At 49.8% G+C, this 13,927-nt stretch carries 12 protein-coding genes; 5 read left to right on the forward strand and 7 right to left on the reverse strand.

Features of this window, described 5'->3' with window-relative positions; all coding sequences use genetic code 11:
- Nucleotides 1-90: 90 nt before the first annotated feature.
- From rhlE to AAZR23_RS00865, 4 genes are all read left to right on the forward strand, one after another.
- Nucleotides 91-1,437: an ATP-dependent RNA helicase RhlE gene (gene rhlE / locus AAZR23_RS00850; RefSeq protein ID WP_434689932.1), complete on the forward strand. Its 1,347-nt coding sequence runs from the start codon at nt 91-93 to the stop codon at nt 1,435-1,437.
- Between the two features lie 185 nt (nt 1,438-1,622).
- A complete protein-coding gene (locus AAZR23_RS00855; protein WP_434689935.1) occupies nt 1,623-2,510 on the forward strand; it encodes a hypothetical protein in 888 nt (295 codons plus the stop codon).
- Between the two features lie 18 nt (nt 2,511-2,528).
- The gene (dusC, locus tag AAZR23_RS00860; protein WP_434689937.1) at nt 2,529-3,473 is read left to right on the forward strand and encodes a tRNA dihydrouridine(16) synthase DusC; all 945 of its coding nucleotides are present in this window, start codon (nt 2,529-2,531) and stop codon (nt 3,471-3,473) included.
- Between the two features lie 84 nt (nt 3,474-3,557).
- On the forward strand, nt 3,558-3,806 hold the full coding sequence (locus AAZR23_RS00865; protein WP_046893757.1) for a GlsB/YeaQ/YmgE family stress response membrane protein: 249 nt from the start codon (nt 3,558-3,560) through the stop codon (nt 3,804-3,806).
- A 55-nt stretch (nt 3,807-3,861) separates the two neighbouring features.
- On the opposite strand, the gene sseA is transcribed toward AAZR23_RS00865, so the two are convergent.
- Nucleotides 3,862-4,701 (reverse strand): 3-mercaptopyruvate sulfurtransferase, encoded by an 840-nt coding sequence (gene sseA / locus AAZR23_RS00870; RefSeq protein WP_434689940.1) that lies wholly within the window; start codon nt 4,699-4,701, stop codon nt 3,862-3,864.
- 31 nt (nt 4,702-4,732) lie between these two features.
- The gene (locus tag AAZR23_RS00875) at nt 4,733-4,882 is read right to left on the reverse strand and encodes a hypothetical protein (protein ID WP_004235712.1); all 150 of its coding nucleotides are present in this window, start codon (nt 4,880-4,882) and stop codon (nt 4,733-4,735) included.
- Nucleotides 4,883-5,068: 186 nt separating this feature from the next.
- On the opposite strand from AAZR23_RS00875, the gene dinG reads away from it, so the two are divergent.
- Nucleotides 5,069-7,177, forward strand: coding sequence for an ATP-dependent DNA helicase DinG (dinG, locus tag AAZR23_RS00880; RefSeq protein WP_218427735.1), 2,109 nt, complete (start codon nt 5,069-5,071; stop codon nt 7,175-7,177).
- Between the two features lie 16 nt (nt 7,178-7,193).
- Here the strand turns inward: dinG and AAZR23_RS00885 are convergent, their stop codons facing one another.
- The 5 genes from AAZR23_RS00885 to dps all read right to left on the reverse strand — a co-directional run bounded on the left by AAZR23_RS00885 (nt 7,194) and on the right by dps (nt 13,886).
- Nucleotides 7,194-7,898, reverse strand: coding sequence for a fimbrial biogenesis chaperone (locus AAZR23_RS00885; RefSeq protein ID WP_434689943.1), 705 nt, complete (start codon nt 7,896-7,898; stop codon nt 7,194-7,196).
- Nucleotides 7,899-8,216: 318 nt separating this feature from the next.
- Complete coding sequence (locus AAZR23_RS00890) at nt 8,217-9,629, reverse strand: TolC family protein (RefSeq protein WP_434689946.1); 1,413 nt, start codon at nt 9,627-9,629, stop codon at nt 8,217-8,219.
- A gap of 18 nt (nt 9,630-9,647) precedes the next feature.
- Nucleotides 9,648-11,573 (reverse strand): ABC transporter permease, encoded by a 1,926-nt coding sequence (locus AAZR23_RS00895; protein WP_434689949.1) that lies wholly within the window; start codon nt 11,571-11,573, stop codon nt 9,648-9,650.
- On the reverse strand, nt 11,570-12,733 hold the full coding sequence (locus AAZR23_RS00900) for an efflux RND transporter periplasmic adaptor subunit (RefSeq protein WP_434689952.1): 1,164 nt from the start codon (nt 12,731-12,733) through the stop codon (nt 11,570-11,572). The genes AAZR23_RS00895 and AAZR23_RS00900 overlap by 4 nt, the downstream gene beginning before the upstream one ends.
- 649 nt (nt 12,734-13,382) lie before the next feature.
- Nucleotides 13,383-13,886: a DNA starvation/stationary phase protection protein Dps gene (dps, locus tag AAZR23_RS00905; protein WP_046893762.1), complete on the reverse strand. Its 504-nt coding sequence runs from the start codon at nt 13,884-13,886 to the stop codon at nt 13,383-13,385.
- Nucleotides 13,887-13,927 lie beyond the last annotated feature (41 nt).

Genomic DNA, 13,927 nt, shown 5'->3' on the forward strand with positions numbered 1-13,927 from the left:
ATATTTCTTCCGGAGTGACGGATTAATTTTCGACATTCAATTATCAGCAGGCCCCGCAGACAACAGACCGGGGCGGAGTCTTAACAATTCATGAGTTTTTCATCATTACCATTATGCCCGGAAATTCAGAAGGCCGTCGCAGAGATGGGCTACGAGCAGCCGACCCCGATTCAGATGCAGGCCATTCCTCAGGTGCTTGCCGGACATGACTTATTAGCCAGCGCACAAACCGGTACAGGAAAAACCGCCGGTTTTACCTTACCTATCCTGCAATATTTACAGGATAATCCGCGCAAAGGCGGCGGGCGTCCGGTACGCGCGCTGATCCTGTCCCCGACCCGCGAACTGGCAGCACAGATCGGCGAAAACGTCCGTGAGTACAGCCGTCACCTGCGTACCCGCTCTCTGGTTGTCTTCGGCGGAGTGAGCATCAATCCGCAGATGATGAAACTGCGCAGCGGCGTGGATATCCTGATTGCCACCCCGGGGCGTCTGCTGGATCTGGAACATCAGAATGCGGTGGATTTATCCAAAGTTGAAATTCTGGTGCTGGATGAAGCTGACCGCATGCTGGATATGGGCTTTATCCATGATATCCGTCGTGTTATCAAAAAATTACCGGTAAAACGTCAGAATCTGCTGTTTTCCGCAACATTCTCCAACGGTATCAAATCACTGGCGAATACCATCCTGAATAATCCGGTGACGGTGGAAGTTTCCCCGCGCAACAGCGCCTCGCAGCAGGTCTCACAGTTTGTTCACCTGGTGGATAAAAAACGCAAAGCCGAACTGCTGGCACACCTGATTGGCCGTGATAACTGGGAGCAGGTGCTGATTTTCACCCGCACCAAACACGGTGCCAACCGCCTGGCGGAATTCCTTAACGGCAGCGGTATTAAAGCGGCGGCTATTCATGGCAACAAATCCCAGGGCGCACGTACCCGTGCACTGGCGGATTTCAAAAGCGGTGCGATACGCGCACTGGTCGCGACAGATATCGCGGCACGCGGCCTGGATATCGAACAGCTGCCGTATGTCGTGAACTATGAACTGCCGAATGTGGCGGAAGATTATGTTCACCGTATCGGCCGTACCGGGCGTGCGGAAGCTACCGGCCTGGCATTATCACTGGTATGTGTCGATGAGCATGATTTATTACGCGACATTGAAAAACTGCTGAAAAAACAAATCGAACGGATGGCTGAACCGGGCTACGATCCGGACCCGTCGATCAAAGCCGAACCTATCCAGAAAGCGAAGCAGGGCCGCGGCGGTAACGGCCGTTCCGGCGGCGGACGCCAGGGCGGACAGGGACGCGGCACCGAAGGCCGCGGTAACAGCGGTGGCGGCGACAAACGTCCGCCGCGTCCGCGCCAGCACAAACCGCGTTCCGGTAACAGCGACTCCGGCAGCCCGTGGGGTAACCGGGGCAAATAACGGTACCGGCTCATGCGTGTCCTTTTAGCACCGATGCAGGGGGAGGGTAACCTCCTTTTGTATTATTTTATACTTCCGGGTGTCTTTATATATCTGTAAACCGATCCTTATCACATAAATAATGCTTATATATTTTTAAGAGTTGTTATTATATAAGCTTAATTTATCTGATGACGAGGTATGGGATGGATAAGGCGTATTGTACTTTCGATCACAAAGAATGGGATGCTAACTCATTCTCTAATTTGTCTGATAGCGATATTCAGGATAGAAAAGGTAACTTGTTATGCCCCGGGTGTCATGGTGACGCTTGGTACAGAAAAGCAAGTTACGGGAATGAGTCTCCTCATTTTTGTGCGCATCATGCCGAAAACGGCTGTCAATACGGTACACAATACGAAGCGGTTGGCGAAGGTGACAGTGACAGTGACAGGAAGATACCGGGAACAGATGATGCAAATGGAATAGTTTTATCTTTAGGAACAACCAGAAATGAGGGAGTTGATATATCTTCTGCTGGCGTAACCTCTGAAGGCAATGTTTCAGGACAGAAATTTGTTAGCGGACATTCTGCGAATGATGGTCAAAAATATCCGGAGCAAGCATCGTTAAAACAAATGTTACTCAGATTAGTAAAATCAGGCGGAGGATTCTACGCAGATAAATGTTTTTCGATGACAAGTGATGGTCTGGAAGGACTACCGGAAAGTGGTTCTGAACTATTCGTTAATTTTTCTGATGTCGTTCATCGAAGTTCAATAAATGAAAATGAATCTCCTCTATACGATGGTAAAAGGCGAATTTATTGGGGATTTATCAGTGATGTCAGGCAATCAAATGATGGTAAAGTTTGGTTAAATGCGGGAGATATCAGAAAAGGTTTGAGTATTAAGCTGCCTGAAAATGCAATTGATGAATTCAGAAAACGTTTTAGAGTGGAAGGTGATTTCGACATATTGGAAGGTTGTCATGCAATTGTTATAGGCACTTGTATTTATGCCTCAACCGGAAAACCAATTATTACGTGTAGTGACCTTAATTACATTACGTTACGGCGCTATAAAGCGGATTAAAAATAAAATTAATATATCATGCGTGTCCTTTTAGCACCGATGCAGGGGGTCCTTGACCCCCTTGTCCGCCATCTGCTGACGGCGGTGAATGATTATGATCTCTGCATTACCGAGTTTGTCCGCGTGGTGGATATGCTGCTGCCGGAGAAACTGTTTTTCCGTCTTTGCCCGGAGCTGGAACACGGCGGCCTGACAGAATCCGGAACACCGGTGCGGGTTCAGCTGCTGGGGCAGTTCCCGCAGTGGCTGGCGGAAAATGCCGCACGGGCGGCGGAGCTCGGCTCGCACGGGGTAGATCTCAACTGCGGCTGTCCGTCCAAAACCGTGAACGGCAGCGGCGGCGGGGCAACGCTGCTGAAAGACCCGGAACTGATTTATCAGGGCACCAAAGCTATCCGTGAGGCGGTTCCCGCGTATCTGCCGGTATCTGTGAAAGTGCGGCTCGGCTGGAGCAGCAATGCCCATCAGTTTGAAATCGCTGATGCGGTGGCACAGGGCGGAGCGACCGAGATCACCGTGCACGGGCGCACCAAAGAGGCGGGCTATCGCGCGGATCTGATTGACTGGCCGGCGATTGCCGCTATCCGTCAGCGGCTGCCCATTCCGGTGATTGCCAACGGTGAGATCCGCGACCGGCAGAGTGCTCTGCAATGTCTGGCTGTCACCGGATGTGATGCCGTAATGCTCGGACGCGGGGCGCTCAATGTGCCCAACCTGAGCCGGGTGGTCAAACACAATGCGCCTTTTATGCCGTGGCCGGATGTTGTGGCATTACTGCACCGTTATACGCAGCTGGAAAAACAGGGTGATACCGGGCTGTATCATGTGGCGCGTATCAAACAGTGGTTCAGCTATCTGCATAAAGCGTATCCGCAGGAAGCGGATGAGCTCTTTGCTGTTATCCGTCCGCTGAAAGATTCCGCATCGATTGCACAGGCGATTTCCCGGGCTCAGAGCGCATAAAATTTGCTTTTTTTGTCATATGACACTTTAATTGACAGGTGAACAGGATTTTTTCTTAACCCGTTAATACAGCAGGAGGCAGTAATGAATTTTCTTTCCTGGATTATTTTTGGTTTGATTGCAGGTGTGCTGGCGAAGTGGATTATGCCCGGAACCTACAGTATCGGATTTATTATGACCATTGTATTAGGGGTCGTCGGTGCTGTTGTCGGGGGATATATCAGTGTTTTCTTCGGCAAAGGCCGGGTTGACGGGTTTAATTTCGGTAGTTTTGTTGTGGCCGTTATCGGTGCGATGGTTGTGCTGTTTCTTGCCGGGAAGTTTGCGGGCTGACAGCCATATAACAGATTAAAAAATGCCGGAGTCACTGATGTGCTCCGGCATTTTTTTATGGTTCGATCGGCAGGGTATCTGAACCGCCCCATTCCGCCCATGAACCGTCATACAGACGGACATTCTGATGGCCGGTAAGTGTCAGCGCCAGCAGCAGCACCGCAGCGGTCATGCCGGAGCCGCAGGACACCACAAGGTATTTGCTTAAATCCACACCCGCATCACGGAACAGTTGCTGAATTTGTGTCGGGGATTTGAAGATCCCGTTTTCCACCAGCGTATTCCACGGCACATTGCAACTGCCCGGAATATGGCCGGAACGCACGCCGGGACGCGGGTCCGGAGCCAGTGCCTGAAAACGGTCGGCAGAGCGGGCATCAACAATCTGAATTTCCGGGTCGGTAATCGCCAGCAGCACATCATCTTTATTCACGGCATTATGGCGCTGAAACTCAGGAACAAACATTTTTGCCTGCGGCAGCGGGATCTCACCGCTTTCGGTGTTATAACCGGCATTGATCCAGGCGTGCAGTCCGCCCTGTAAAATACGCAGATTTTTCACACCGAAGGTTTTCAGTGTCCACCAGGCGCGCGGGGCGGAGAACAGGTTACCCTGATCATAAATAATCACCATGGTGTCATTATCAATCCCCAGCTCACCGGCGGCCTGCGCGAACACTTCCGGTGACGGCAGCATATGCGGCAGCGGGGAGGCGCGATCAGCGACTTTATCCTGATCAAAATAGTGTGCGCCCGGAATATGGCGCTCAAGCCACAACTGATGGCAATCTGCGGGCTGAACGGGTGGTGCTTTGCTGACATCGAGCACGACAAGATTTTCGTCATTCAGGCGCGTGTGCAGCCAGTCTGCTGTCACAAAATAGTCTCGGTACATCGCAATAACCTCGTTAGCAGGACGCAGAGTATTACCGGGTTTCTCCGGTGGTCGTTTCCTGCGCCGTGGATGGAGTCTCAGGGGCAACCGAACGATTATACATGTTCATTCCGGCAAGAAAAACGCCGCCGAGAGAGCCGAAAGCAAAAATAAAAATGAAAATAATCAATAATTTCTTCATAGATGTATTCTGATCTTATCTGATATAGCCTGTCTGCCGGATAAATCCGGAGTGATGTTGATTAATTGTAACAAACTATTGAAAGAACCGTATGCAGAAAATGAGCGGTAACGGCCCGGACATGCTGATTTTTTTTCTGTAGTGTGAAACAATAGCGCCCTGTTTATTTATCCATAGGTTTTTCTGATGCCCCTTTCCGCCACCGTCAAACAACAAATCAGCGCCTGGTACAAAGCCCTGCCGGAGCAGATTGACGGCTTTGTTCCGCGCGCGCCGCAGCGGGAGATGATAGCGGAAGTCGCCCGGACCATGGCGGGGGATGAGGGACGGCATCTGGTGATTGAAGCCCCGACCGGAGTAGGGAAAACCCTCTCTTACCTGATCCCCGGGATTGCGGTGGCGCGTGAGCAGCAAAAACTGCTGGTGATCAGCACCGCTAACGTCGCATTACAGGATCAGATCTACAGCAAAGATCTGCCGCTGCTGGCAAAAATTATCCCTGATCTGCGTTTTACCGGTGCATTCGGGCGCGGACGCTATGTCTGTCCGCGCAATATGGCGGTGATCGGTGCGGCGGAAGGCGAACAGATAGACCTGATGCTGCTGCTGGAAGATAAAGCCGATGTGGCAACGGCGTCTGAACGTGACACGGTGCGGCAGCTGCAGAATGATTTTACCTCTTTCGGCTGGGACGGCCTGCGCGACCACCATAAAACATCCATTCCGGACAGTCTGTGGCGTAAAATCAGCACCGACAAACTCAGCTGCCTCGGCCGCAACTGCCAGTATTATTCGCGCTGTCCGTTTTTCCTCGCGCGGCGTGAAATTGAAAGTGTGGATGTGGTGGTTGCCAACCATGCGCTGGTGATGGCGGCAATGGAAAATGAATCTGTTCTGCCGGAAAGCAAAAAACTGCTGCTGGTGCTGGATGAGGGGCACCATATTGCCGATGTGGCCCGTGACTCCCTGGAAGTGGAGGGGGATATCACCCTGGTATCACTTCAGGCACAACTGGATAACCTTTCCCGCTTTGTCACTCAGTATCTGCAACAGTTTCGTCCGGTAAAACCGCCGAAACTGGCGGACAGCGCGCGTCTGCAAAAACATCTGGAAGCGATGTCGGACGTGTACCGTGATGTGGCAATGTATACACAGGCGCTGCTGCCGGAGCAGGCAGCAGATCCGCACTATCTGTTTCCGCTCGGGGAACTGCCGGAACCGCTGACTGCAGCCGCTCAGCAGCTGTCGAAACAGACGGACGCCCTGCACAGCATGGTGGAGGGGATTCTCAGTGACCTGAACGAACAGACAGCAAAGCAGGATATTGTCCGGCTGCACAAGGCCATCCTCACCGCCGGTAAGTTTCTCGGCGCACTGGAAAGCAGTGCCAAACTATGGCGTCTGGCGGCACTCTCTGAAATCTCACATGCGCCGGTTTCAAAATGGCTCAGCCGCCGCTATGAAAAGAATCAGTCTCACCTCTGGTTCCACTGCGCGGGTATCCGCGTCAGCGAACAGCTCGGGCATCTGTTATGGCGCAATGTGCCGAATATCGTGGTGACCTCAGCGACACTGCGTTCACTCAACAGTTTCAGCCGGTTACAGGAAATGACCGGACTGAGTGAAAAGGCGGATGACCGCTTTGTGGCACTCGGTTCCCCGTTTGATCACTGCCGTCAGGGGCGTCTGGTGATCCCGAAAATGCACTATGAGCCGACGCCGGCGGATGAAGCCGCACATATCGGTGAAATGGCGCGTTACTTCCGCTCACAGCTGGCATCCGGTGAACACCGCGGTATGCTGGTACTGTTTAACAGTCAGCGGGCGATGGATCTTTTTCTTACCCATGTGACGGACTTGCGGCTGCAACTGCTGGTGCAGGGCGATCAGCCCCGTTACCGGCTGGTGGAAACCCACTGTCAGCGGATACGGGACGGACAGACCAGTGTACTGATTGGCCTGCACTCTTTTGCGGAGGGGCTTGATCTGAAAGGCGATTACCTGACGCAGGTTCATATCCATAAAATCGCGTTTCCGCCGGTCACCAACCCGGTGATTATCACGGAGAACGACTGGCTGAAATCCCTGAACCGTTATCCGTTTGAAGTCCAGAGCCTGCCGGGCGCGTCATTTACCCTGATCCAGCAGGTCGGACGGCTGATCCGCAGTCATCAGTGTCACGGTGATGTGGTGATTTATGACCAGCGCCTGCTGACCAAACGTTATGGCAGCAGGCTGCTTAATGCATTACCGGTGTTTCCGATTATACGGCCGGATATTGAACCGGAAAAATAATATAAACGGATAACGGTTATTCTGCCGTGGCGGTAAAGGTCTCATTACCGCCATAATCATTGATATTACTGACAGTCAGATGGTCACCACGTGTAACCGCTCTTTTTACTGCAATTTCCGAACGGCTTTTCGGTTGCAGCATAAAGGATTTATGCAGTATTTGCTTTTTATCCGCCAGCGTTATTTCCGTAATGGTAATGTGATACGGTGAATTATTATTGACCCGTATTGAATGACTGCCGGACTGAAATGTAACCTGCTGTGTGGCGGTATTTCTGTCACTTAACCCGGCGGGGCGGTAAAACATTTTAAGCCGGGAACGAACAGCCAGTTGCACGGAATCTTTTGCTTCCGCTGAAGGCGTTTTACTGACCGGCGGAATATCCAGAACATTCAGCCACCACAGGCTTTCTCTGTCGGCCGGTATTGTGCTTTTATCCATCAGCCGGATGCGCAGTGTCTGACTTGAGCCGGGATTAATACGCGAGATTGGCGGCGTCAGCTCAAACGGTGTGACAGGCAATTTTGCGGTCAGTTCTTCAGAATCACCGGGGTCAAGCCAGTACTGAACAAATGCCGCATTGGCGGATTCATTACTTATCAGGGCCGTAATATCATGCGCATCTTCCGGATAAATATACCGGGTGCTGTCCGGACTGACACCGTCAGCAAAAGAAAAGGCACTGATAAAATACATGATCAATAACAGATATAATTTCATTCTGGTTCCCCGTTATGCGAAAAGGAATATACAAATAGGTGTTATTACCAGAATGTTTATCTGTCATAATTACGTATTGGCGTATTCCTCCTATCCCATTTAATTTTATGAGTTTTTTTTATTTTTGAAATACGTATTCTTTCGTGATTTTGTATATGCGTCAGCAGATACCACCGGCGTGTAATACCGGAAAAAATCCGGGCGGTGATTTGTTTCAATGAGATTTACCCTGAGCCGTAAATCTCCGGGCATATTCTGCCGGCATATAGTGAAAAATAATGGCTTAAAAGTTAACCCGGTAATTAATGAAGATAAATATTAATTATCGGGTGTTGATGTCAGTTTATTGATTGTTTTATTTGCCGGGTCCCCGCCGGTTTCCAGCCAGATAACCATCATTGTACTCAGCTGATTATAGCGGTTTTGCGCTATATTCAGCTCTGCCCGGCGGCGGTTCTCCTGAGCACTGAGCCAGTCGGTGATCATAACGGCCCCGTTGCGGTAGCGGACTGCATTTATTTGTTCGGATTTTTTTGCCAGTTCCAGAGTCTCCCGCAGATGAACTTCCTCTGTAATCAGAAGTTGCCGCCGGGTCAATGCATTATCCAGAGAAGCCATCGCGTTATACAGTTCCTGCCGGAACTTTACAGTCTGTTGCTCGTAATTATTACGTGCCAGACGGATATCAAGATCTCTTTTGTGAAAATCAAGAGGCGTCAGTGTCAGAGCTGCACCCAGCGATGCCAGCGGGTTACGCAGAAACTCGAGCAACTGATTACTGCTGCCGCCCAGATTACCCGTCAGGCTGAATGAAGGATAATAATCTGCCCGGCGGATATCGACTTCTGCCAGTGCACTGCGCAGACCGAGTTCAGCAGAGCGGATATCCGGCCGGCGGCTCAGTACTGAAACAGGAATATCCGGCCGCACCTGCGGAAGTGGTGTATCTGACAAACGTGAAGGAATAACCACTGTCTGACCGGGGGGGGCACCGAGCAATACAGATTGTTCGTTAAGTGCCTGCTGCCGGAGTTGATGCAGTGTCCGCAGCGCATTTTCCTGACTCAGAACACTTTGCTGTGCGCTGATGACATCCAGTCCGGAAATACTTCCCGCCCGGTAACGTACCTGCGCCTGCCGGAGTATTTCCTTTGTATAGTCCAGGCTTAATTTACTGACTTCAATCTGCTGGCCGAGCAGGGCAAGAGTCCAGTAATTTTCAGCCGCCCTGCGGAGTAATATCAGCCGGGCTAACGCCAGATCTTCCTCTGATGCCTGCCGCTGCCATTCAGCAACATCCTGCTGACGGGCCAGTTTTCCCCATAAATCCGGTTCGTAACTGACTCTCGCCATTGCGCGTGCCTCATCATTCCGGCTCCGGTCATAAGAGCCGGATAACGCTTTGTCTGCTGTCAATCCGGTTGAGGCAGAAACAGAAAATGACGGGGTAAGTGCCAGTCCGGCCTGTTCTGCCCGTAACTCCGCCTGATAAACCCGCAGAATCGCAAGAGCCACACTGCTGTTTTTTTCTTCAACCAGGGTTAACCATTGTTCCAGTTGTTGTCCGGCAAAACTGTGCCAGTCAAATATTGCAGTCTCCCCTGCAGCATCTGCTCCTGCCTGTTTCCAGTGGGCAGGGTAGGTGATAGCCGGGGGGATATATTCACTTTTAATCAATGTACCGCAACCGGAAGCCAGTAACACACTAAGATACAAAAATGATTTATTCATGATTATCACCCTTACCGGCTATTCACCGGCTAATGCTGCAACAGGGTTCATCCGGGCCGCTTTACCGGCCGGAAGCCAGCCAAAAATCATACCGATAATTGTTGAGCAAACGAATGCAATGCCTGCCACTTCCCAGGAGTAAACAGCCACCAGTGTATTGCCGGGTTGTGAAAACAGCATGCTGGTTATCAGCGATAATGCAATACCGAGTACACCGCCGCCCAGGCAGATAAGCACTGCTTCCAGCATAAATTGTTGCATAATATCCCGCCGGCGTGCGCCGACAGCCATTCTGATACCTATTTCATGAGTACGTTCAGTCACAGAAACCAGCATAATATTCATTACGCCAAGGCTGCCAATCATCAATGCAACAGCTGCGATTGATAAGATCATCAGATTAAGAATAAATGATGTGTTTTGTGCCGAACGGCGGTACTTATCCTGATTCCACATTATAAAATCTTTTTTACCGTGCTGCCTGATCAGCGCATTACGGACATTATTTGCAGCTGTATTACTATCCGAGCTTTCTCTGATATGCACAATAATTCTGGTGAATGAAAGCTTTCCTGTTACCCGGTACATCATAGTACGATAGGGAACCCAGATATTGACGGAACCATAATCCCGGGTGTTGTTTACCACGCCTACGATTTTGATCGGAACCCGGCCGACAATAATGATTTTTCCCAGAGGGGATTCGTTACTGTCACCAAATAATATGTTTTCACTTTTCTGGTCGATAATACCTTCCTGCAAAGGTCTGTCACTGTCCCGGAAAATCCGCCCCCGGATAAGGGTAAAATTGTTCATATGGAAATAGTCTGACCCGACACCGTTTACATTGGCGTCCAGTGATTTTCCTTTGACCTGAACTTTCTGCTGGTCATCAATTTCCGGTGATACACTGTCCACATCAGGCAGTTTGGTCAGCATCCTGTAATCAGCCGGAACTAATCTCCCCCGTTCTTCCCTGCTGATGTAAAAATCCTGTCCGGGGAAAATAGTGATCAAATTTGCGCCCAGGCTCCGGATATTTTCCAGTGTTTTTTGTTTCGCACCTTCGCCCAGAGCAACTACGGTGACGACGGCAGCAATACCGAAAATAATACCGGACATAGTCAGTGCTGTGCGCAGACGGTGCGAGTTCATTGACTTCAGAGCCATCAGGAAGGACGCCCTGATACGGTCGGCCGTACGCTGCCAGAAGCCGGCCGGAGGCATTGCTTTCGGTAAGAACGGCGTGCCGGCAGAGGTAGCCGGTCCGCTGTCCGATAAAACAGCACCATCCTGCAGTTCGATAATCCGCCCCGCATGCTTCGCTACCTGAGAGTCATGCGTTACCATAATGATGGTATGGCCACGCTGATTCAGCTCCGATAATGTAGCCAGTACCTCCCGGCCGGATACCGAATCAAGTGCGCCGGTCGGTTCATCAGCCAAAATAATTTCACCGCCATTCATCAGCGCTCTGGCGATACAAACCCGTTGCTGCTGTCCGCCTGATAACTCACCGGGTTTATGGTGTTCACGTCCTGTCAGCCCCAGCCGCATCAGCAGGTTCAGTGCTTTTTCCCGGCGCTCATGACGCCGGATACCGGCATAAATTGCAGGAACTTCCACATTAGCTGCAGCCGTCATATCGCTCATCAGATGGTAGCGCTGAAAAACAAATCCGATATGTTCCCTGCGCAATGCGGCCAGTTCATCAGGAGACATACGAGCCGTATCCCGGCCATCAAGAAGGTAATGGCCATTATCAGGGGTATCAAGGCAGCCCATGATATTCATCAGTGTCGACTTTCCTGACCCGGAAGCCCCTGTGATGGCGACAAATTCTCCGGCGGAAATAGACAGTGATACTGTGTTCAGTACGGTCAGCGTTTGCCCGCCATTGGTATAGCGGCGGGTAACATTCTGTACTTCAATCAGTGTGCTCAATAGTCAGGATCTCCTGTCTGCAAGAGATTGTTCTCAGGAATAACAACCTGCTCCCCTTCCTGTAATCCACTTAAAATCTGAGTATTTGCACTATCTGAACTACCGGTGGTTATTGTCCGTTTTTCCGGAATTCCCTCTTTATTCAGTACCTGCACTGTCTTAGTGCCGTCCGGTTCCTGAGTCACTGTCGTTACCGGGATTAGCAGAACATGCTTTTTTTCTTCGACAAGCAGGGATACCTGTGCCGTCATGGCCAGCTTCAGGTGATTACCCGGATTAGGCACATCAAGCAGGCCGCTGAAATAAACAGATGCATTTCCGCCTGCGCTGTTGTTTCCTGAATTCTCTTCTTCCAATATTGAATCGGCGGCAGGTTCCACCATTCTCAGAACGGCGTTATAGTGGTGCTCAGGCTCAGATAAAATGGTAAACCTTGCCTTCTGGCCCGGGTATACGCGGGTAATATCAGCCTCAGATATTTTTATCCGGATAGTCATCACATCCAATTTTGCAATTTTGACGATAGTCGGGGCGCTTTGGGCAGCATTGACGGTCTGACCCTGTTTGGTGGTTACTGCAATGACAGTACCGTCTATTGGTGCAGTGACCCTGGTGTAGCTCAGTTCCTGTTTTGCTTTTTCAACATCTGTCTGAGCCTGAAAAATCTGTGACTGCAGTAGTTTAATTTCGGTTCGGGCTGAGATGAGTTGCGCCTCTGCGTATTCAAATTCATCCCGGGATGCCGCATTTTCCAGCAGCATATTACGCTGACGTTTATATCTGGATTCGGCCAGTTTGAACTGAGCCTCTTTCGAGGCCCGGGTTGCTATGTTTTCACTGTAACGTGCTTCTGCTATATGCAAATTATTACGCTGCTGCAAATCATCAATATCCGCGATCAGTTGACCTTTAGTAACGGAATCACCGACTTTAACTGCCAGCAGTTTCACCTGACCAGTAACCTGGGCGCCCACATTAATCCGTTCAGATGCATCTAATTTACCGGTCGTTAATACAATATCTTCAATATCTCCAAATTGTACGGTTGCAGTGTCATAATGGGTAATGGCAGACTTACCGGGAAGTAAAAACCAGACAAGAGCAGTGATAAGAGGGATACACAGCAGCAGAGTAGATAATTGACGGATAGTCAGTTTCATTGTGAAGCCCCTTATTAAGAATATTTTCTTAAATCCGGCAAGCCGGTTTTAATCAGCATAAAACAATAAATAGGCAGGTGTTGTAAATTCGGAAAAATTCACCTCTGAATAATAGGTATATATACGTTATCGGGAGTTATCCCGTAAGGTTGCTGAATTAATAGCAATGCTGATAAGGGCTGGTGCCGGTATAGCGGTTTCTGATGGTCAGTTTGTAGTGTTACTTAAGCAGGATTGTATCCGGTGAATATGATTTATTATGAGTAATACAAAAACGGATATTTATTTAGCAGCTATTAATTTGATTTAATATAAGCCATTATTCTTAGTTATAAAATATATCTCTGTGAAGCCCTCTTCTTCTCATTATCTTTCTTATTGTAATTAAATAACTGAATTGTTCAGTATTGAGTTAATTTCTATTCTGAATTCAGAGGGAACCGGGATATTACCAAATATTTTGGAATTATAAACCAAATGAAATGCGTGAGCAGAAAATAATAAAGCAAAAAAATACCGCCCGGAGGCGGTATAAAGGGTAGGATTGACTCACAAGGTCTTACTGTTTTTATTTTTACGACACATACTCACACATGAGATGTTTATTTCAGCCCGCAACCCGCTGGTTACGGTGCTGTATTTCTGATCATTATTCGATATTGGCTTCGATAAACCACAGGTACTGGTCAAGGTCGCGGGAGGCGGCAGTAAACATATCTGCGGTATTTTCATCTTCAACGCGGCTGACGGCACGGCGGATATCGTTGGCGACAATCGCATAACGGTCGGCCAGTGCTTTCAGGTGATCCTGCACGCTGTGGATGTCGGTCGGATAAGCCGGTAAAGCGGTGGCCTTACTGATAGCCTGTGAGGTACCGAGTGCCACACCACCGAGCTGAACAGCGCGTTCGGCAAAGGTATCGAGGTGGCTGTTCAGGCTGTCGCGGAAGCCGTCCAGCATTTCATGTATGGCAATGAAGTTGCGGCCGCGCAGATTCCAGTGCGCCTGTTTGGTCATCAGAGACAGGTCGATAAACTGCAGAACCTGATGATTCAGTTCATCAATGGTTTCTTGTTTAATATCATCAGTAACATCGTTACGGGTGTACACTAAGTGAGAAGCGGTGGTTTTCACTAATTTTGCGGTGCTCATTATTGTTCCCCTTATTTATTCCGTTAAACATTATTCAGTTA

Source organism: Morganella sp. Je.2.23 (assembly GCF_051129855.1).
Lineage (GTDB): Bacteria > Pseudomonadota > Gammaproteobacteria > Enterobacterales > Enterobacteriaceae > Morganella > Morganella sibonii.

Coding starts and splice junctions, on each gene's coding strand:
- rhlE (WP_434689932.1), top strand. CDS start 91: ATGAGTTTTTCATCATTACCATTATGCCCGGAAATTCAGAAGGCCGTC.
- AAZR23_RS00855 (WP_434689935.1), top strand. CDS start 1,623: ATGGATAAGGCGTATTGTACTTTCGATCACAAAGAATGGGATGCTAAC.
- dusC (WP_434689937.1), top strand. CDS start 2,529: ATGCGTGTCCTTTTAGCACCGATGCAGGGGGTCCTTGACCCCCTTGTC.
- AAZR23_RS00865 (WP_046893757.1), top strand. CDS start 3,558: ATGAATTTTCTTTCCTGGATTATTTTTGGTTTGATTGCAGGTGTGCTG.
- sseA (WP_434689940.1), bottom strand. CDS start 4,701: ATGTACCGAGACTATTTTGTGACAGCAGACTGGCTGCACACGCGCCTG.
- AAZR23_RS00875 (WP_004235712.1), bottom strand. CDS start 4,882: ATGAAGAAATTATTGATTATTTTCATTTTTATTTTTGCTTTCGGCTCT.
- dinG (WP_218427735.1), top strand. CDS start 5,069: ATGCCCCTTTCCGCCACCGTCAAACAACAAATCAGCGCCTGGTACAAA.
- AAZR23_RS00885 (WP_434689943.1), bottom strand. CDS start 7,898: ATGAAATTATATCTGTTATTGATCATGTATTTTATCAGTGCCTTTTCT.
- AAZR23_RS00890 (WP_434689946.1), bottom strand. CDS start 9,629: ATGAATAAATCATTTTTGTATCTTAGTGTGTTACTGGCTTCCGGTTGC.
- AAZR23_RS00900 (WP_434689952.1), bottom strand. CDS start 12,733: ATGAAACTGACTATCCGTCAATTATCTACTCTGCTGCTGTGTATCCCT.
- dps (WP_046893762.1), bottom strand. CDS start 13,886: ATGAGCACCGCAAAATTAGTGAAAACCACCGCTTCTCACTTAGTGTAC.